Below are 20,038 nucleotides of genomic sequence, written 5' to 3' on the forward strand. Positions count from 1 at the left end.
AAGTCTCCTGAATTAAAATAGAAAGAAAAGATTAACCACAAGTCTGCGGCTGGTCAGAATCGGCCGCATGATCGTAGAGGTACTGCTGGATGTCTTTCATATCCGCGGGCGAGATATTCTTCACGGCATCAGGGTTTTTGCTGTGGACGTCTTTATCGAAGAAACGATCCCACTGTGCCTGAGTCTTGGAGAGAGGAGAGATCTCGCCGCCGACAGCTCCGGTGGAGTGACACTCTTTACAGTTCTTTTTGTAAAGGGCTTTCCCTTTTTTGGGATTTCCCCCTGTGGCGGCAAAAGCGAGGCCGGTGGCAAGGACAGTTGCAAGGAGAAGGACGATGAAGGTACGGATGGTGGTCATGATTTTTTCCTTTCGTAAAGAAACGTTGACTAGCACTCTTGTTAAAATATTACATAAAGTATGCCGAGTACAAGAACTTATTTTACGTTTTATATAACTATATGATTTCAAGAATGTATCCACAGTTTCAGGTGCATTTTAAAAATTCAGGATTTTTTCTTTGGTTGACTCAACGCTAAATGACGATACCTTACCGTCAATTGGCGGAGAAAGTCACTGCCGCAACTCAGTCAAGGTATGATCCGATGGTCTCTTGATGGAATTGCTCTGCTGATTCCTTCTGAAAAGTCCGCCGGTAAAAAAGTATTCTCAGGGCTCACTTCCCGTTTTCATGGGATAAAGCGCTGGATCCGCATTCCCCCAGTCGACGATGGAACCGGTGTAGTTGGCTACGTTTTTATACCCCATCAACCGACAGAGAAAATAGAAGAAGCCACTCCGATGACCTATTGTACTGTAGGCTACCATCTCTTTGTCCAGGGATATCCCTTGGTTTTCAAGGAGAATTTTTAACTCTTTGAAATTCAGTATCGTCTTGTCCGAATTGAAGCATTTACTATAAGGGAAGGAAATCGCACCAGGGATATGACCAAGTCGAGGGTCGGTGCTGTTAAGTTGCGTCCCTTGATACTCCTCATCCGTCCGCACATCGATGAGGATGAAACCATCGTCCGGGGTGGGAAGGAAGTGGTCGGCAACATATTCCTTGGTTACGTATCTTACCCCAGGGTTGACCTCAGATGTGAACACGGTCGCCGGAAGCGTTGCCGGTTCTGTCTCCCAGACCATATCTTGTTCTTTCCATTGGTCCCAGCCGCCATTGAGAATTGTGACGTCGGTGCAACCCAAATATTCGAGCATCCAGAAGAGGCGCCCGGCAGAGCCTCGGGAGGCGCTGGTATTATCGTAGATAACAATTTTACTGGTACGACTGATCCCCATGTTGCCCAGGATCGTTGCGAGTTCCTCGGAGGGGAGAAGCATTCCGTCCTTTTCGAAGATGTTAGGTTTGGCGAGTATGGCGCCGGGGATGTGCCCGGCATCATATTCGGCGTCAGAACGCCGCGCATCGAGGAAGATAACCTGCGCCGTATCCACCTCTGCCGGAGAAACCAAAAGCTCCTTGTTGGGAAAAAGGGACAGATCGCCCGTTTGCGGTGGCATCGGTTTTGTCTCACCTCCGCTATTACTGCCACATCCGGCGAGAAGAGTTATCAGCAGGGTTGTGAGTAATAACGAGACCAGGCAGTTGCGAAAGTTTCTCATCACACATCCTCCTTTTGTTGTTAAAAAAGCTTGTCAGTCAATATTTAACACGCCAATTCAGCTCATTTTTCTTCACTGCGTGCGGTTTGCAAGGCAGTACTCATGATGGCAACTTCCGGCTTGGCTGTTACTTCGAGGTAGTTGGAATAGTATCCGTAATACTCCAGATCCCGGGTCTGGACGGCATTGACGAGGATTCCCAGAATTTCTCCTTTCACCTCTTTCACCATGCGAATACTCTTCTTCACCATTGGATAGGTGGTGAGGCCGGCGCGGGCGACAACGATCATGCCATCGAAAAACCGGCACAAAACACGGGCATCCGCCACCGAGAGGATCGGTGGTGAATCACAGATAATGACGTCAAAGTCTTTTGCAAGATTGTCGAGCAGCGTTGCCATGCGATTTGAGTTAAGGAGTTCATAGGGATTGGGTGGGATCGGTCCGGCCGGTATAATGACCAGATTTTCATGGCTCCCCTTGTTGAGGATCGATTTATCGCTACTGCCGGCGAGGTAGCTGCTTAATCCGACCTGATTGTGAAGTTTGAAGACTTTATGCAGTGTTGGCTTGCGCAGATCGGCGTCGATCAGCAGGACCCTGGAGCCGGCCTTGGCCATGGTCAGGGCCAGATTGGTGGCAGTGGTGGTCTTGCCCTCGCCGGCAATCGAACTGCTGATTAAAATGTGGCGGGGGGGAATGTCCGCTGCAGACAACAACAGAGTTGTGCGTAAGGCGTTGTAGTTCTCGGTGAATTCCGAGCGGGGAGCCGTCCTGACGATCTCTTTCATGTTTCCGGCGACGCGGTTGAAGGTGATGCTGCCCAGGGCCGGAATTTTGAGGATGTCGGCGACGTCTTCTGCTGCCTTGATGCGGAGATCATGATGATCGAGGAAGAAAGCGACGGCAGCACCGCAACATAAGCCAAGGATCAGTCCGAGCAGAAGATTAAGCATGACCATGGGCCGCACCGGGCTCTGCGGGACTTTAGCGTTTTCGACGATGCTGATATTGACCGGCTGCCTCTCGCCACTGACGCTTTGGTCTTTGATCTTGGTCAGCAGGGCATCATAAAGTTGCCGGTTGGTGTCGATCTCCCGCTTGAGGACACTGTACCCCACATATTTTTCGTTCAATCCCAGGGCCATGCTCTTGGTCTGATTGAGCTGGCCGCGGATACTGTTTTCGTTGTCCCGGGCCAGTTCGTACTGATTCCGGAGTTTCTGGATGATCCGATTGATCTCCTGCCGGCGTTTCTCCTTGAGGATATTCAGGTCGGCAACGGCCTTGAGCATCATCGGATGCTTGGTGCCGTATTTGCTGGAAAGCTCCATATTCAGCTGTTCGGCCTGGAGAATCTGGGCACGCAGAACTTCCAGCGCCCCTCCTTCCGAGACAGCCAGGACGTTTTCCGCGGCATTAAGGTCCCCGGCAACGGCACGGACTTTGTCATACAGGAGTTTGTGCTCCTTGGTTCTCGATTCGGCGCTGATCAACTCCCGGCCTAACTGCGCCAGAGCTTCCGGGACAATGCTCATGCGATCTTCCAAGCTCACGAGATTGTTGTCTTCCATGTAAGTTTGCAGTCTTTTTTCACTGTCCTGTAATTTTTTGAGTTCGGCATCAGCTTTTGGCGTCAACCAGTTGAGGCTTAGGTGGGTTGCGTCCATTTTCATCTCAAGGGATTTTTCGAGATAGGCCCGGACGAAGGAGTTGGCAATCAAGGCGGCAAACTCCGGGTTAGGTGAAGAATATGTGACTTCGGTAATGCGGCTCCCCTGTACCGGTCTGACCCGGATATTTTGCAGGATCTGTCTGGCTACCTTGTCACTTGCGGTCCAGGCGTTGGGGTCAGCAGGTTCGCCATTGCCCTTCTCGACGACGGGGGAGGAGCGGGGAAACCATCCCCGGATGCTTTGCAGTACGGAACTGAACCGCGACGGACCCTCCGGCATTTCCCTGTCGGCGATTCCGGTTTCAAGGCCGAGGATATCGACAACGCGGCGGGCCACAGCATGGCTGCGGATCAACTGAAACTGGGTGCTGTAAAATTCCGGGTCCTGAGGCTGCACCCTGTTGCTGCCGGGCAGGTTATCGACTTCAACCCGTTCAATGATGACCTTGGCTGTTCCGTCATAAATAGGTGTAGACAGCATGGTCACCAGCAGAACCAGAGCAAAAATCCCGCCGCCGACGGCGGCAACGATCTGCCAGCGTTTGTGTAAGACCTTTAAATAGTCCTGCAAATTGCGATTACGGTCGTACATCACAACACTCCCTTCCTCACTGCGACCCTGCGTGATCAAGACGCAAGATCCCGCCTTTCATGTAACTCTTTTCTAAAAGAAGCTTTCAGGGACGACCATGACGTCCTCCGGCATCAACTTTTCGTGGAGAGGAACTTTTTCAAGAATTTGTTCAACGCCATTGATTTTACGGATGATTTTGATCTTGCCTTGTGAGGCCAGGGCAGTGAAGCCGCCGGCCATAGTAATGGCCTTGATCACCGTAGTGTCGGGCTCGACGGGAAGTGCCGAGGGGCGATTGACCTGTCCGGTGACATAGATGACTGCCGCCTTGGGGATAGTGATCGAGTCTCCGTCCAGCAGTAGCAGATTGACGGTTTCGGAGCCGGACTGCAGCAGTTCGGCGATATTGACTTCAATATTCTTCTCCCCGGCGGTTCCGTTCGCCCCGTTACGACGGATTGTCGCGTTGTGTCCGGCACCCCGGGTCAGACCGCCTGCTTTTGAAACCAGTTCCAGCAGTGTTGTCGGGCCGCTCAGTTCGTAAAGACCGGGGCGGACCACTTCACCGATGATGAAGACTTTCTTGCTGCGGAATTCCTGGACAAAGACCGATGCCTGCGGGTTGACGATATAATCGTCACCGAGTGCTGCCGCAATCGTCTGCGAAGCGCTGGAGGGGGTCAAGCCACCGACCTGAACCCGTCCGGCCAGCGGCAGGAGGATATATCCTTCGTTATCGACCCGGGCAACCGTCATCAGGTCAGGATGATCGTAGATCGATATTTTCAGGACATCACCCGGACCAATCTGGTAATCGCTCTCAGCGCTGCCGGCGAGAGCACTCCAGAATGTCAGGAAGAGAAGTGACACGATAATGACAATAAGACGATGAATGTTCATGGCTAACCTCTTCTTTCGTTAAATCTGTGACGCGCGCCCGGCAATCTTTCACCCGTTACCCCTTGCTTAAAAAAAACTTTCGGGGATAACCATGACATCTCCCGGCATCAACTTTTCATGCAGTGACACCTTTTTAAAGACTTTCTCAACGCCATTGACTTTACGGATGATCTTGATATTTTTTTGCGCCGCCAGCGGGGTAAAGCCACCGGCCATGGTAATGGCCTTGATGACCGTAGTCTCAGGAGCGACAGTGAAAGCTGAGGGCCGGTTGACCTGCCCGGTGACATAGACCACCCTGCTGTGGAACTCCTGAACAAAGACCGATGCCTGCGGGTTGACGATATAGTCGTCACCGAGTGCTGCCGCAATCGTCTGCGAAGCGCTGGAGGGGGTCAAGCCACCGACCTGAACCCGCCCGGCCAGCGGCAGGAGGATATATCCTTCGTTATCGACCCGGGCGACCGTCATCAGGTCGGGATGATCGTAGATCGATATTTTCAGGACATCACCCGGACCAATCTGGTAATCGCTTTCAGCGCTGCCGGAGACAGCACTCCAGAAAATCAGGAAGGTCAGCGAAACAATAATGACGATAGGACGATGACAATTCATGACGGACCTTTTTTTTTCGTTTAGCTCTTGACGTCACATCCGGAAACTATTTCAGAGTGCTGCAGTCGCCTGAAGAAAGACGGTGTTGTTACTATAATCTTCACTGTCAAAGTTCGAGTCGCGCTGCCGGTACTCATAGCCGAGCCTCAAATCTATCCAGGTGAGGGGTGAAAAGCCGAGAGTGACACGACCGCCATACTCATCATGATAATAATTCGAGGCGATTCGGTTGCCGATGGTCACTGTGCCGTTGTAGTCGTTACGGTTGAAAAAAAGGCTGGCATCTCCTGATACTCTCGCCGTCATCCGCTGCCGATAGCCGAGGAGCGCACGATGCGAGAGGATGCCTGTTGCGCCGATCTGGTCTGTTTCCAGAATGCGTCGCGTCCCTTGCACATAGAGGGAGGTCTTTGGAGAAAAGAAGTAATCGAGTTGTCCCTCGGCGAGAAAATCATCGGATTCAACTGAGTCGTAGTCCTGCATACCGTAACCGACTTTGACGCGGCCGCGCGTGTTGGCGCTGGTCTGCATCTGCATCCCGACATAGTAGTTGTTGTGTTTGGTGTCGACTTTGCCCGCTTCGTCATAATCGATATTTATGTATTCTCCCTGGATAAAGAGGGCTGTTTTGGGTGTTGCCTGAAAGAAGAGATAGCCGGAATAGCTGTTGTCGTTACGGTCGCGATATAAGTTGCTGGCGTCGGCATAATTCAGAGTGTAGCGGCCATAATCGGCACGCAGCAGCATCTTTGGCGTTAACCGGCTGACCAGGATGGCGTTGAAGAGATTGGCGTCAAAGGTATCGAGCGTGCCGGCAGCCTTCCCTCCGGTTCCATACGGGTCGCTGTTCCGTTCAAAGACATCAACAATTTCCAGGGACAGGCCACGGCGGGCGCTGAGTTTGAGCATCCCCTGAAGGCGATGGTCGACACGGTCTTCGTCCTGGTATTGATCATATTTAAAGATGTTGGCCTGATACAAGGCGTAGGCTTGTACGCGACGTTCTCTTGCCGCGGTCAAGCGACTGAGGCTCAAACCGCCCGGTGCAGTGTTTGAAGTGCCGATCTCCGGCATTCTTTGATTGCGGGCCGGAAGTGCCAGCCAGATTCCCGGGGTGATGACGGCGTAGAGATCCGACTGTTCGTTACCGGCCGTGCGAAACAGGTTGCTGGTGTAAAAACCGCTGAGCGAAAAAAATGGATGGATATAACCGGTCCTGCCGCCGAAAAGGTTGGTAGTGTCAGGAGCTGGATTGTCGACAGGGGCGGCCGTCCCTGGTGCGTCAGCGTTTAAAGGGATCGATTCAGCTGGGGCGGTTGTCTCTATGACTGTCTCTGGAAGAACCTCCTGCCCCCAGGCGAATCCGGAGAGGAGTGTCAGGAGCAAAGTGGTGAGCAAAGAATTCCTGCACATGAGGCGCTCCCTTCAAGCTGATTCCACGGCAACTTGTGAAATATTAATAACCGGTGACCTGACAACACTTAAGCGACTGATCGGGATCGGTTGGCCATCTTTTGCGGAATGGTACTCCGGGACCAGCGAGCGAATAAGTTTCGTAACCTGATCGCTGTCCATAACAGTGCAGGCATTATTCAGCCGATCAAGCTGCAGGTTCAGTTCGGCCAGATTGTGATGGCAGGCCCGTGCAACACAAATTTTTTCATGACTGGTCGGCACCACGCCCTCTTCGTCCAGAAGGAGTTCTTCATGGAGTTTTTCGCCGGGGCGCAGGCCGGTAAAGACCAGATCGATATCCTGGTAGGGGGTCAGACCTGATAAGCGGATCAATTCTTCCGCCAGCTGAACAATCCGCACCGGTTCGCCCATATTCAGGACGAAAATTTCCCCGCCGTGCCCCATACTGCCTGCCTGCAGAACAAGCTGGACGGCTTCCGGGATGGTCATGAAAAAACGGGTGACTTCCGGATCGGTCACGGTGACCGGGCCGCCCTTGAGAATCTGATTTTGGAAGATCGGCACGACACTGCCGTTACTGCCAAGAACATTGCCGAAGCGGACGGTGACGATGCTGGTGCGGCTGTTGGCGGCCAGAGCCTGGACGTAGATTTCCGCCGCCCGTTTGCTTGCACCCATGATATTGGTCGGATTCACCGCCTTGTCCGTTGAGATCATGACAAAGTGATCGACCTGGTAGCGATCTGCCGCGTTGACAACATTACGGCTGCCGATGACGTTATTCTTGACTGCGGCCACCGGGTTGCATTCCGACATCGGGACATGTTTATAGGCGGCGGCATGAAAGACGACTTCGGGACGGAAAAGCTTGAAAACGAAGTCGACTTTGGCCACGTCGCGGACATCGCTCAGGCTGGGGACAAACTCCACGGCGGGGAAGGATGCTTTCAGTTCGCGCTCAACATCGAAGAGCGGAGTCTCGGCCTGATCGAAAAGGACGACGGAGGATGCCCCGAATCTGGCAACCTGACGACAGATTTCCTGACCGATGCTCCCGGCAGCACCTGTGACCAGAACTCGTTTTCCTCCGAGATATTGCTGAATATTGCTGACGTCGAGGTGAACGGAAGGGCGCCCCAGCAGATCCTCCAGCTTGACGTCGCGGACATGCTGGATGGAAACATCTTCATTGAGAATTTCACAGACATTCGGGAGGATTTTAGAGGTCACGCCAAACTTTTTGCAGGTCGCGACAATCTGACGCAGTTGTTTGAGTTCCAGTACCGGGTTCGCGAGAATGACCTGATCGATCGAAGCGCGGCGTAGCAGTTCACCCAATCCCTCGATGTCGGAAAGAACCTGGACGCCATGAAACCAATGGCGCAGGCGACTGGAATCCTGATCGACGAGTCCTACCACGTCCCAGTTCAGCTTCCGGCTCTGACGGATTTCGCGGATAATCGTCTGAGCGACGGCACCGGAGCCGACAACGATAATGCGTTTCATCGTTTCATGGCAGTTTTTGCTGTAGTTACTGGCGAATTCCCGGCCAAGCCGCACTGAGACACGCAATCCGCTCATCAACATAAAGCAGAGGAGACCATCAAGGATCAGAATCGACCAGGGGACTGTCGCCGGGAGAGGGCCGAAGCTGACATAAAGGGCAAAGAGTGCCGAACCGGCTATATTGGCTTTGACCAGCGCGATCAAGTCGGGAAGCGAGACGTAGCGCCACCAGCCGCTGAAGAGGTGAAGCAGGGAGAAGGTGGCCAGTTTTATGGTGATCAAGGGGAGTAGCAGTGGTAACAGGAACGGACTGAGTTCGCTTGGAAAGACACCATCAAAGCGGAGAGAGATGGCCAGAAAAAATGCGGTCAAGACAATGATGATTTGCCCAATCAGAATAAGGGATATTCGTCCATTGACCGTCAGTCTGTTTATCATAATGGCACCCGTCGCGAAATAAAAAGAAACACACATTAGATGTCTGTAAGTTGTTTAGAAGGATAAAACGCTTATGCCTGACGGCAATTACCTGTTGGGTTGAGCATGGGAAAAAATTGGTATAGAAAAAATTTAAACTAAAGTTTCATCAACTTGGCAAGGCGGTGATAACGGAGTTGTGCAGGAGGGGGGGGAGGCCGGGGGAGGGGATCAACGTCATAGCTTTAGCACGGTAAACTACTGCATTTGCGAGAAACCGTCCGGGAAATAGTTCGGGGCACAAAGTGCCAGCTTGAGCCGGCTGGATACGCCGAATTTTTTGAAGAGGTGGTTGCAATGCGACTTGACCGTCTGTTCGCTGATAAAGAGTCTTTTGGCAATCTCCTTGTTAGTAAAGCCGGAACAGACGTAATTGAGGATATCGATTTCCTTCTTGGTCAGATGGATGTCGTGCTGTTTGTCGGTGTTGCGGCGTAAGACCTCGCGCAGGGTCTGATGGTCGATCCAGAGTTCGCCTTCGTGAAGTTTTCTGATGGCCTTCATGAGTTGCTTGCTGTCGGCATCCTTGGGCAGAATCCCTCCCAGTCCCTCGGCAATCATCGACTTGACCGTATCACTGTTGAGATCCATCCGATCATTGACGAGCAGCACTTTTCTGCTGTCTCCTCCCGAGAGGAACTCAAGAACCTTTCGGCAGTTTGCCATGTCGGAGATGATAACGTCGGGGTCGAGCTCCATCAGTTTTTTAATGTCCTGATCATTGCAGGCGATCCCCCAGACCCGAAGCTCATCGTTTTCATCCAGAAGGCGTTTCAGCCCTTCTGCAAAAAGATAAACCTGGCAGCAGATGATGATATTCATTTGCATGGCCTTCTCCTTCTCGACTCTTTTTTTAACCGGAAAGTTGTTTAAACCTTAACAAAGGTTCATCAAACATCAAGCAATAAAATGTAGAAATAGCTGTTTTTGCGAATTTAATCTTCAGCGGCACCTTATATTTCAGTAAGTTCCGGGAGTCATGATCGCCTCGACCACCTTGCCGGTCTGGATGATGTGGTCCTCCGTGAGGGTCGGATGGACCAGGAACATCAGGCTCGTTTCTCCGAGACGGCGTGCCACCGGCAGTCGCTCGGGCGGGCTCAGCCCCGCCGCAATAAAGGCCTTTTCCCGGTAAATTTCGCTGCAGCTCCCACTGAAGCAGGGGATCCCGGCAGCGTTGATCGCGGTTATAAGTCCATCTCTCGTTACGACCGCGGGGAGATCGCTCTCCTCGACAAAGGTGTAGTATTTGTAATAAGCATGAGCGATTTCGGCCGATGGGATGGTGACCCGCAAGCCGTGAATATTCTGGAAAGTATCCGTCAGGATGGCGGCATGTCGTCGTCTGATGGCAAGCCAGGAGGGTAGTTTCCGTAACATAATCCGGCCGATAGCCGCCTGCATCTCGGTCATGCGCCAGTTGGTACCGAAGGAATGGTGCAACCAGCGAAAAGCCGCTCCCGATTCGCCGCAAAATACCGTGTTGTAATCTTTGCCGTGATCCTTGTAGGCCCAGGCTTTTTGCCAGATTTCCGTATCATTGGTCGTCAGCATCCCTCCTTCTCCACCGGTGGTCATGATCTTGTCCTGGCAAAAGGAGAAGGCAGCTACGTCTCCCAATGAACCGACGGGGCGCCCCCTGTAACTGGCGCCCTGCGCCTGGGCGCAATCTTCGATGACCTTGATGTTGTGAGCACGGGCCAGTTCCAGCAGGGGATCCATGTCGCAGGGCCAACCGGCAAGATGGACGGCTATGATCGCCCTGGTTCGGGGGGTAAGCAGCGGCTGCACCGTCACAGCACTCAGGTTTTGACTGTCGGGGTCGATATCCGCAACCACCGGTGTGGCGCCACGCACAACAACGGCACTGGCTGAAGCGATAAAGGTGCGACTGCTGACGATGACCTCGTCGCCCGGTCCGATGCCCAGGGCGAGCAAGGCAAGTTCCAGAGCAACGGTGCCGTTGGCGACGGCAATGGCATGACGGCACCCGGTAAAGGTCGCGAATTCCTGCTCAAATAGCTCATTCTCCTGTCCTGTCCAGCGGTTTACCCGTCCGGAACGCAGTACGGCAGTGACGGCGGCAATTTCTTCCTCATCGAACCGGGGCCAAGACGGGAAAGGCGGTATGATTACGTCTGGCGGTCTTTGTTCAAGGGGTTGAAGTTGGTTCATAGGACACCTCGCACGCAGAGGGGAAAGCTTTGTTAGCAAGTCATTTCTGAACAGGCTTCAGCCTGCACGAGTCAGAGCGGTTGAGTTTCATCATCCTTACTTATTTGTGTAGTGCGGAAGTGCCAGCAGGGGATCAATCACAGCATTGCTTTTGACCTCCGGCCGCACCTTCCCCCGTAACAGTTCGCCCGCCAGATGGCCGATGCGCTGCATGAAGGGGAGTGGGTCACGTCCGCTACAAATGGCCCAGACATGCGCTTCCCGATAGGGTTTGAGGTAATCCCTCAACGCATACGGTTCGTCACGATAATGTTTGAGGCTATAGCCGATATCACGGGCCAGGTCGATCCAGTAGACCCCGCTTTTAAAGATTTGTGCTTGCGGCAGTTCCCCATAAGCTTGGTGCTTGTACTCCAGCCAGGGGAAGTTGATGCCGCAGTTGACCGCCAGTGCGGTTGAGAGATTGTGCCGCCCATTGATCTCCATGAGTGTGTATTCATTGTCTCGGATATCCCGTTTGAACTCTATGCAGGCATATCCGGAATAATTCAGGGCCTGTATCAAGCGCCTGCCGGGTTCGAGAAGTTCATTAATCTGACGGCTGCGCACGACCCGGGGAGAGCCGAAGCAGGGGGGAGCATTACGAACATGGTCAGCCGTAAATTCAACTAAAGTTTTCCCCTTGATGGCATAACAGTTGTAGTTGGCCCCTTCTTTGTCGCCGCCGGGAATGTATTCCTGGATCATGACCTCAAGGCCGGCTTTGGCGACACGATTATAGCCATCGAGCAGCTGCGCCGGAGTCTCCACGAAAAACATCTTGGTGCCGAAGCAGGCGTGAAAGAGATGACTCTGCGCCGGTTTGAGAAGACAGGGGAAAAGATCTTCATCACAGAAACTTTGTAGATCAGCAAGTGAATGCGGGATCAGGGTGTGAGGGATCCTGACTCCCTGCGTTGCGGCAAGCGGGTAGGTCATTCGCTTGTCAACGACTTGGCAGGCGGTCGCATAATCGGGGCAGGCGACCCGGAAATGGCGGCTCAACCTCTCTTTGTGGCGAGCGGTGACGAGGAGGGTTTCATCCGAGACCGGCATGATGACTCCTCCTGACCATTTGGGCGCCAATTGCATGATCTGTGCGACAAAACCTTCCTCGTCCTGCTGCGGATCCGGAGCCAACAGCGCCTGGGTTGCATAGCGCGAGCGCTGCGCGATGTCGCACGAATTGTAATGCACAACCACCAGCGGTACGCCCTGTTGTCCGAGGGCTCTGACGACCCCGAGCGCCATGGTTTGCGCCGAGAGAATAATGGCCGGAATGACTTTATTCATCTGTGCCCCACATTTTTTTTGGCACGATCCGGATGAAATGCCAGGCGGGTAATGAGCGGCAAATGATCTGAACCGTAAGCCTCCTCTGCCGTGGCCGTATCCAGGGCAGTAAAGTGATCACTAAAAAAAATATGATCAATACGAACGAGAGGGAAAAAGGGAATCTGTCTGTTTTTCATATGGAGGGCCTTCGGGAAAGTAAGGCCGAATCCCTGTCCCGCCGCATTGTGGGCATTGTGCAGATGGCGGGAAAGGAGTTTGAAGATCTCAGACTGCTCCGGTGAGTTGAAATCACCGCCAAGGATGACGGGGAGTTCGCAGGGGAGAATGTCTTCCCGTAATAAATCAGAGAGTTGTCGATCCCGGCGTGCCCAGTTGCCCCAGGTGGGGTGAACATTGAAGATCATAACGGTGCCAAAGGGCGCTTCCGCACTGACAACCTGAACCTTGGCCTTATTTCTTTTGGCCCAATGACTCTGGAGCGGATAACGGCTGACCACCGCTTGCAGTAATTCCGGATGATAAATTTTGTTCATGGTCTCGCCGGTCAAGCCGGAAATTTCATCCAAGGATCGGGCCAGATTTTCAAATTGTGATGGCATGATCTCCTGGAGGAGGAGAATGTCCGGGTCGTGTTCTGCAACCGCTCCGGCGATGCGCTCCGGGCTTGAGTTTCTCGACCAGACGTTAAAACTCATCACTTTCAACGCGTCGTTCGAGGCATGGACAACATTGTGCCGGGGCAGCAGCAGCGGTGCGTAAGTGTAAAGAATAATACCCAGAGAGACGCCGAGGACGACCGATAACGACCACTGGCGCATCAGCAGGGTCCAGACTGTTGCGGGGAGGAGAATGACAAGAAGCCAGGGCATCAGATAACCGGTATATCTTCCCGGGAAAAGATCGTCGCCACTCCACCAGTGCAGAGCCAGGCCGATAAGAACGGCCAGACCGAAGGTCCACAAAACCTTCCAGCTCAGCATGATGATACTTGATGTCATGCGTCCTCTTTCCTTCATCGCGAATCTTCTTCTTTCGCTAAAGGGTTCATAGATCTTTTGCGACTTCGCTTACTCTTTGGCATGGGCGGTTTCATAAAGAAGAAATCTTTGTACGACAAAATGAGCTTTCTCCTCGTAGCCGATCAGTCGGTGCACCCAGAGTGCCGGCACATTTTGAGCGGCAAAATAGCCATAGGCTTTGTCAAAGCCCTTATCGCGCAGAGTGAAAAGGACGCTGGTGAGAAACCAGGTCGTCAGAGAATTTCCCCGCTCTTTTGGATCGACGTGCATATCGAACATATAAACTTCATGCTCTCCCAGATCGATTCCGAACCACTGCAGATGCGGGTGGAGCCGGGGAGTACGGGCTGTGGCGCGCGTGACATACCAAAGGTCGCCGATGACCACCCCGTTACGCACTATGGCGAAGGAGCGGTAGCCAAGGAGAAAACAACGTTCAACCCGCTCCCGGCGACTGCGCAGTGGATAGTGCAGATCAAGGGAGTAAAAATTATCCGGACCCAGGTCGAGAAGGACCGGCAGGGCGCCGCCCGGTGCTTTGGCCGGGCGTAGCGTTGCGAGGTTTTTGACTACCGGCACCGCCTCCTCGCATTTGTAAAGGGTGAACCAGCAGGCGGACAGGAAGCCTTCCTGCCGATAGTGCTCAATGAACTGGAAAAATTTGATTCGCAGCAACGTCATCATTTTCTTTCGTCTCCTTTCTGAGTATGTAGTCAGAATTGGTCGCGCCAATGCACACCAGCAACTCTTCTGCCGGTCCAACGGCTGCCTTTTCCAGGGCGATAAAGAGTCTGATGAGGGATTTCCACGGTAATTCATAAAGAGCATCGGAGCCAAAGACGATGCGTTCCGGCTCAATTCGCGATAGTACCAGACCGATGATTTCTGCTGATAAAGCCGACACATCGACAAAAAGATGGTCGTAGCGGCGTAAAAGATTTTCCAGTCGCGGCAGAATAAGGGAGTCAACCTGCTGACGTTCCAGACCAAAAGCTCCGGCATGGGCGATGACCACCGGATACGAGGTCAGATTGAAATCGATGCGGTCCATATTCTCCAGCAGCCCAAAGCACGGGGCGCACGGCTCGACAATGTTCGGGTAGGTGCCGCCATGAATAATGACAGGGAGTCCCGTCTTGCCGGCAGCAGCCAGGATGGCTTCGATGCGTGAAACCCCGGCCGAGGTACAAAGGTTTATAGCGGACAGGCAGGGGTGCACTTTGACCGCGCGGATTCCCCAAAGCCTGATAGCCCGAAATAGTGTCGCCTCGATATCCGCATCGGCGGTCTCCACCGGAATGGAATAGCCGAGCAGAAACCGCGGATCGTCAGCGAATATTCTCGCCAGCAAAGCCATGTCTTTCTCGGCATTGGTGCCGGGACGGGTGACCGGCAGGAGCAGCCCCCGGGAAATCCCACTGATCCGCAGTTGATCCCCGAAGCAGCGCGGACCGGTATGGACGTAGAGGCGCCGCAGTCCCAGCATCGCCAGCCGCCCCTGCAGGGCTGCCGGCAGGTCGTGCGCAACATCGGTTTGCGGAGTTAACTCCATTTCGCCGACCCCGGGGGGGAGATAGCAAAGGTCGGAGGTACTCCAGATGCCGGTCGTCTGCTGATTTTCAGCGTAGCGGCCCGCCCCGAAGACCACCTCAAAGGGATGCATATGCAGATCCGTCAGCTGGTGTTCGGCACCGATCGCCCGAATGATCGTCAGATAGCGCTCAACGTCTGCTTTGCCTAGATTCATAACCCTCTTCCTTATTTGAATTCCATCGCCTGCAGAGCCTGGCGGTCGACCTTCCCCCGGGGACAGCGCGGCAGCCTGGCGACGCTGCACAGGCGGCGGGGGATCATGTAAATGGGAAGTTGCTGTTTGAGCTGTTCAAAGGCCGCGGTGGTGTCGGCGCTCAGCTCCCCTTCGATAAAGGCGACCAGTTCCCGGAGGTCCTGGTCGCCGACAGCCATGGCGGCGACGGCCACATCGTTGACTCCCGGCAGGGCGGAAAGCGCATGCTCGATCTCACCCAACTCGATCCGGTATCCCATAATTTTCACCTGATGATCGGCGCGGCCGACAAACTCGTACGCTCCGTCTGCTCTTCTGCGGGCCAGATCACCAGTGCGATAAACGCGGGCGCCGGGACGGAAGGGATCGGGCAGAAAGGCCCGGGCGGTCTTCTCCGGGGCATTCAGGTAGCCGCGGGCAAGCCCGGCGCCGCCGATGAAGAGTTCGCCGATTTCCCCGTCGGGAACAGGATCAAGATCGTGCCTGAGGAGATAGACGTAGGTGTCAGAGCAGGGGTAGCCGATCGGGATCAATTCCTGCGGGCTGCCGGGCAGCGCTTCGATCTGGTGAAACAGGGAAATTCCGGTGGCTTCTGTCGGGCCGTAAACATTGTAGAAAACTTTTTCGGGGAAGACCTCCATCCAGTGGATCAGCCAGCGGGTCGCCAAAGACTCGCCGCCATAAAGGAGCCTCCGCAGTGCCGGGAGTCGGCCCGGCCGCAGCACGCCGGCGCGGGCGAGATACATCAGCAGGGAAGAGATACCTTTCCACAGGGTGACCTGGTGTTGCTCCATGAAGACGACCAGTTTTTCCGGAAAGAGCGCCAGCGCTTCTGTGGCGATAAAGAGGGTGGCGCCGCGGCGCAAGGTGGTGAAGACGTCAAAGGTCGACATGTCAAAATGAAACGGCGCCGTACAAAGGATGCGGTCCGATGCATCGATAGCAAAACGGCGCACCGCCCAGTCGATGTAACTGCGGATGTTCCGGTGCAGAATCATTACGCCTTTTGGTTGGCCGGTCGAGCCCGAGGTGTAGAGGATATAAGCGAGGTCGTCATCGGCCTCTTCCGTCAGCGGTCGCTCCGCCGGATAACCGTCAATCCAGGTCTGATCGCGCTCGTTCTCACCTGCGTCGGCCACCGCTGCACCGAGACAGATGATCGGCAGCTCCGCTCCGGCAACGCTTCTGGCCAGGGATCGGGTCGTTGCATCACAGATAAACGCCCGCGGTTCACAATCGTGCAGGATGCTTCTGGCTCTCTCGGGGGGAGATTTGGGGTCGATCGGCACATAAACGGCGCCGGCCCGGAGGATGCCGAGCAAGGCGGTGAGGCAGTGCACCGAACGCGACAGGCAGAAAACAACCCGATCCTGCGTCTTCACCCCCAGGCCGCACAATGCCTGGCCGAGACAGTTGCTTCCTGCGGCGAGTTCCGCATAGCTCAGCGTCAGTCTGCCGTCGTGTACGGCGATCTTCTCCGGAGTCAGCGCGGCCCAGTGATCGATTTCATGGTGAGCGGAGAGTCGGTTCATAACGTCAAAGTCCAATAAAGCGGGAGATGATGTTCTGTTGCATCTCGCTGGTTCCGGAGTAGATCGTGGCGGCAATGCTGTCCCGCAGGTCGCGCTCGACTTCGTATTCCTTCATATAGCCGTAGCCACCGTGAATCTGCACCGCGTCGAGACAGGCCTTTTTCAGCGCTTCGCTGATATAAAGCTTGACGATGGAGGCTTCCAGGGCCGCCCGTTTGTGCTGATCCTTGGTTGTCGCCACCTTGTAAAGCATCAGTCGACCGAGTTCGAGGGCGATCTTCATCTCGACGATCTTGCTGGAGACCGCCTGAAACTTGCTGATCGGCTGGCCAAATGCAGAACGCCCCTTCGCATAAGCAACGCTGGTTTCAAGGATCCGCTCCAGGGTGCCGAGATGCGCGGCAGGGAGGAGGCAGCGCTCCCATTCCATCGATTCGTTGAAGAGGATGGCCCCCTGTCCGGAGCTCCCTACCAGGTTCTCAGCCGGTACCGGGCAATCGGCGAAGACCAGTTCCCCGTTCTGCAGGGTGTCGAGCCCCATCTTAGCCATCGGCGGGCACTGGGTAAAACCGCCCATCCCCTTTTCGACGACCAGGCAGGAGATGCCGCTGATGCGGCTCACCTCCGGGTTGGTGACGGCGAAGACGAGGACCACATCGGCGACCGGACCGTTGGTAATGAAGATCTTCGTGCCATTGAGCCGATATCCTCCCTCTGCCCGCTCAGCCCGGGTGCGCATGCCGAGGGCGTCGGAACCGGATCCGGCTTCAGTGATCGCCTGGGCAAAGATCTTTTCGCCGCGCACGAGGGGTGGCAGATAGCGGCGCTTCAGCTCTTCACTGCCGAAGGAGTTGATCTGCATACCGCAAAGGATCTGGGTGCAGACGGCGTGGACCAGCCCTGCATCTTTGCAGGCGTAGCCAAAAGCTTGTGTCGCCACGACTGTGGTCAGGAAATCGGCGCCGCAACCGCCGTATTCCTCGGGAAAGGGGAGGGCCATCAGCTGCATTTCAGCGCATTTCTGCCATGCTGCGTGCGGGAATTCATTCCCCTCGCCACACTCGGCTAGTTCCTGGCGGGCGAAGCGAATAATCGAGTCCCGGATCTCCGTCTGTTCCTCATTCAGGGCGAAATTCATCGTCATGCTCCTGCCGACAATCCGGCCTTGCGATCGATCAAAGCAGAGATGGTACTGATGCTGGAAAAGTTCTCCGGCGTCAGATCGTCCCCTTCGATGTGGACAGAAAACTTCTCTTCGAGAAAGCCCAGCAGTGTCATGATGCCGAAGGAATCGATGATTCCCTGCTCTAGAAGCTGATCATTATCGGCGATGGTGGTGTTGGCCCCACCAACCGCGAGCTCCGTGGCGATGAAGTGACGAATGGAATCTTTGCTCATAATGGCCTCCGTTCAATGTCGATGAATCCGCCCGGCAGGCAGGCATCGGCGAGTAATTCTGCGACGTCGTGAATGCGTATATTTCCTTCTCCTCCGTCCTCTTTGAGACCATCCGCCAGCATCGTCAAACAAATGGGACAGGCGGTTGCAATGACCTGGGTGCCACAAGCCTTGAGCTCACGGAAGCGCTCGCCGCGCATAGTGTCGCCAGTCCGTTCTTCCAGCCAGAAGCGGCCGCCCCCGCCACCGCAACAGAAGGTCTCCTGACCGTAACGCGGCGCTTCGACCGGGTTTTGACCGAGGGCTTTGGCCAGCAGGAACCGGGGCTCGGTGGTCATGTCGTGGTAGCGGGCCAGATAGCAGGAATCGTGATAAACGACGGCTGCGCTGCGGGGCGCGACAAGGATCGGCAGTCGCCCCTCACCCACCAGGCGTTGCAGGAAGGCAGTATGATGGACCACTTCCCATTGCCCGCCGAAGGCCGGGTATTCGTTCTGCAAGGTGTTGAAACAGTGGGGGCAGCCGGTGACGATCGTTCTCACCCGGTAGGGGGAAAGGGCCGCAATGTTCTTTGCCGCCAGGGACTGGAAGAGATATTCATTGCCGGTCCGCCGCGCGGCATCACCGCAACAGCTTTCCTGCGCCCCGAGGATGGCAAATTTGATTCCGGCCTGGTGGAAAAGGAGGGCCTGCGCTTGCGCCGTGCGCCGCGCCCGGTGGTCGTAAGCCGCGGCGCAACCGGGCCAGAAGAGTATTTCGGAGTCGGGTGCGTCGGCCAGCAAGGGGATATCGAGTCCCTGCGCCCAATCGCCGCGCCCCTGGCGGGGGAGGCTCCAGGGATTGCCGCTGCTCTCCACGCTGCGGAAGGCGGTCTGTAACTCTGCCGGAAAGTGCGATTCGGCGAGGACGAGGTGGCGCCGTAAATCGACCAGTCGCGGCACATGTTCAATCGCCATAGGACACTGGACTTCGCAAGCCCGGCAGGTGGTGCAGGCCCAGAGCGCTTCCTCTTGAACCGCAGTGCCGGCAATAGGCTCCGGTGATTTGTTTGATAATTGCGTACAGAGCGCTTCGCCGAGCTCTTTGGGCGACAGCGGTTTCTTTGTCAGCCAGGCCGGGCATTGCGTCTGACAGCGGCCGCAGCCGGTACAGACATCGGCATCAAGGAGCCGTTTCCAGTGGAAGTCTTTGATCGTGCCGACGCCGAAAGAGGTGGCATTTTCATCGCTGAAATCGAGGGGGATAAGAGCTGCTGCCCCCTGGCGGTCAACAAAGAAGAGGGCGGCGGTGCCGCTGGCAAGATGGAAAAGGCGGGTAAAAGGGATGACGGCAATAAAGACAAGGGCAATGCTCAGATGCCCCCACCACAAGCCCTGATGCAGGGTTGAATAGCTCTGGGGTTCGAGGCCGGAAAAGAATGATGCTACCCCGTAGCCGACCGGCGACCATCGGGCCCAAAGGTCGTCATCGCGGGAAAGCCGGACTCCTTCCAGGAGCAGGCCGGTCAGCGGCAACAGGGCGATCAGCACCAGCGGCAGGGCGCTGCCGGCCGGCCGGCTCAGCTCCACCGGCTGCTTCACCCAGCGGCGCCAGACGGCGATGCTGACTCCCGCCAGCACCAAAAGGGCGAAGAGGTCGAGAGCAAGCTTCAGTCCGAGATACCAGACACCGCTGAAGGTCGGCAGTCCGAAATGTTCCTGCAACATGACGCAGAGGGTGGCGAGAAAGAAGAGCGCGAAGCCCCAGACGATAAAAGCGTGAAAATGCCAGGGATGCTGCGCTCTCCGGAAACGGCGCTGCGTCAGGATATCGATCACGACTGCCAGGATGCGGGTCAGGGGGCGATCAAGCCGATCCCTGAGTTTGCCCTGCCCCAGGCGCCAGCGCCGTACCTGCCGCTCTATCCCAATGGCGAAGACCACCACAGCAATGGTCGCCAGCAGGTAAAGGAGCCAGTACATCTGGCTGTAGGTGCCCAAAGTTCGGGTGATTTCCATGACGACACT

General features: G+C 55.2%; 17 protein-coding genes. All 17 read right to left on the reverse strand.

The features are described from left to right. Nucleotides 1-31 precede the first annotated feature (31 nt). The 17 genes from CVU69_02930 to CVU69_03010 all read right to left on the reverse strand — a co-directional run bounded on the left by CVU69_02930 (nucleotide 32) and on the right by CVU69_03010 (nucleotide 20,029). Nucleotides 32-358: a cytochrome C oxidase Cbb3 gene (locus CVU69_02930; protein PKN13270.1), complete on the reverse strand. Its 327-nt coding sequence runs from the start codon at nucleotides 356-358 to the stop codon at nucleotides 32-34. A 309-nt stretch (nucleotides 359-667) separates the two neighbouring features. Continuing rightward, a complete protein-coding gene (locus CVU69_02935; protein ID PKN13271.1) occupies nucleotides 668-1,624 on the reverse strand; it encodes a hypothetical protein in 957 nt (318 codons plus the stop codon). Nucleotides 1,625-1,686: 62 nt separating this feature from the next. Then, nucleotides 1,687-3,891, reverse strand: coding sequence for a hypothetical protein (locus CVU69_02940; GenBank protein PKN13272.1), 2,205 nt, complete (start codon nucleotides 3,889-3,891; stop codon nucleotides 1,687-1,689). 72 nt (nucleotides 3,892-3,963) lie between these two features. After that, a complete protein-coding gene (locus tag CVU69_02945) occupies nucleotides 3,964-4,773 on the reverse strand; it encodes a periplasmic polysaccharide biosynthesis/export protein (GenBank protein ID PKN13273.1) in 810 nt (269 codons plus the stop codon). A 66-nt stretch (nucleotides 4,774-4,839) separates the two neighbouring features. Beyond that, nucleotides 4,840-5,388 (reverse strand): hypothetical protein, encoded by a 549-nt coding sequence (locus CVU69_02950; protein PKN13274.1) that lies wholly within the window; start codon nucleotides 5,386-5,388, stop codon nucleotides 4,840-4,842. Nucleotides 5,389-5,439: 51 nt separating this feature from the next. After that, the gene (locus CVU69_02955) at nucleotides 5,440-6,801 is read right to left on the reverse strand and encodes a hypothetical protein (protein PKN13275.1); all 1,362 of its coding nucleotides are present in this window, start codon (nucleotides 6,799-6,801) and stop codon (nucleotides 5,440-5,442) included. Nucleotides 6,802-6,813: 12 nt separating this feature from the next. Continuing rightward, nucleotides 6,814-8,784, reverse strand: a complete 1,971-nt coding sequence (locus CVU69_02960) for a nucleoside-diphosphate sugar epimerase (GenBank protein PKN13276.1) — start codon at nucleotides 8,782-8,784, stop codon at nucleotides 6,814-6,816. A 201-nt stretch (nucleotides 8,785-8,985) separates the two neighbouring features. Continuing rightward, nucleotides 8,986-9,615 carry a hypothetical protein gene (locus CVU69_02965; GenBank protein ID PKN13277.1) on the reverse strand — a complete coding sequence of 210 codons (630 nt, stop codon included), beginning with the start codon at nucleotides 9,613-9,615 and terminating at the stop codon, nucleotides 8,986-8,988. A gap of 132 nt (nucleotides 9,616-9,747) precedes the next feature. Beyond that, nucleotides 9,748-10,962, reverse strand: a complete 1,215-nt coding sequence (locus tag CVU69_02970) for an aminotransferase (protein ID PKN13278.1) — start codon at nucleotides 10,960-10,962, stop codon at nucleotides 9,748-9,750. Nucleotides 10,963-11,058: 96 nt separating this feature from the next. Then, the gene (locus CVU69_02975) at nucleotides 11,059-12,294 is read right to left on the reverse strand and encodes a hypothetical protein (protein ID PKN13279.1); all 1,236 of its coding nucleotides are present in this window, start codon (nucleotides 12,292-12,294) and stop codon (nucleotides 11,059-11,061) included. Next, a complete protein-coding gene (locus CVU69_02980) occupies nucleotides 12,291-13,313 on the reverse strand; it encodes a hypothetical protein (GenBank protein PKN13280.1) in 1,023 nt (340 codons plus the stop codon). Before CVU69_02980 ends, CVU69_02975 begins: the two co-directional genes overlap by 4 nt. Nucleotides 13,314-13,364: 51 nt before the next feature. After that, nucleotides 13,365-14,000, reverse strand: a complete 636-nt coding sequence (locus tag CVU69_02985) for a hypothetical protein (protein ID PKN13281.1) — start codon at nucleotides 13,998-14,000, stop codon at nucleotides 13,365-13,367. After that, the gene (locus CVU69_02990) at nucleotides 13,960-15,063 is read right to left on the reverse strand and encodes a hypothetical protein (protein ID PKN13282.1); all 1,104 of its coding nucleotides are present in this window, start codon (nucleotides 15,061-15,063) and stop codon (nucleotides 13,960-13,962) included. The genes CVU69_02985 and CVU69_02990 overlap by 41 nt, the downstream gene beginning before the upstream one ends. Before the next feature lie 11 nt (nucleotides 15,064-15,074). Continuing rightward, nucleotides 15,075-16,634: a D-alanine--poly(phosphoribitol) ligase gene (locus CVU69_02995; protein PKN13283.1), complete on the reverse strand. Its 1,560-nt coding sequence runs from the start codon at nucleotides 16,632-16,634 to the stop codon at nucleotides 15,075-15,077. 4 nt (nucleotides 16,635-16,638) lie between these two features. Further along, nucleotides 16,639-17,772 carry an acyl-CoA dehydrogenase gene (locus CVU69_03000; GenBank protein ID PKN13284.1) on the reverse strand — a complete coding sequence of 378 codons (1,134 nt, stop codon included), beginning with the start codon at nucleotides 17,770-17,772 and terminating at the stop codon, nucleotides 16,639-16,641. Between the two features lie 2 nt (nucleotides 17,773-17,774). Continuing rightward, nucleotides 17,775-18,032 carry an acyl carrier protein gene (locus tag CVU69_03005; GenBank protein PKN13285.1) on the reverse strand — a complete coding sequence of 86 codons (258 nt, stop codon included), beginning with the start codon at nucleotides 18,030-18,032 and terminating at the stop codon, nucleotides 17,775-17,777. Beyond that, the gene (locus CVU69_03010) at nucleotides 18,029-20,029 is read right to left on the reverse strand and encodes an iron-sulfur-binding reductase (protein ID PKN13286.1); all 2,001 of its coding nucleotides are present in this window, start codon (nucleotides 20,027-20,029) and stop codon (nucleotides 18,029-18,031) included. The genes CVU69_03005 and CVU69_03010 overlap by 4 nt, the downstream gene beginning before the upstream one ends. Nucleotides 20,030-20,038: the final 9 nt, after the last annotated feature.

The sequence above is a fragment of the Deltaproteobacteria bacterium HGW-Deltaproteobacteria-4 genome (assembly GCA_002841765.1).
Classification (GTDB): domain Bacteria; phylum Desulfobacterota; class Desulfuromonadia; order Desulfuromonadales; family UBA2197; genus UBA2197.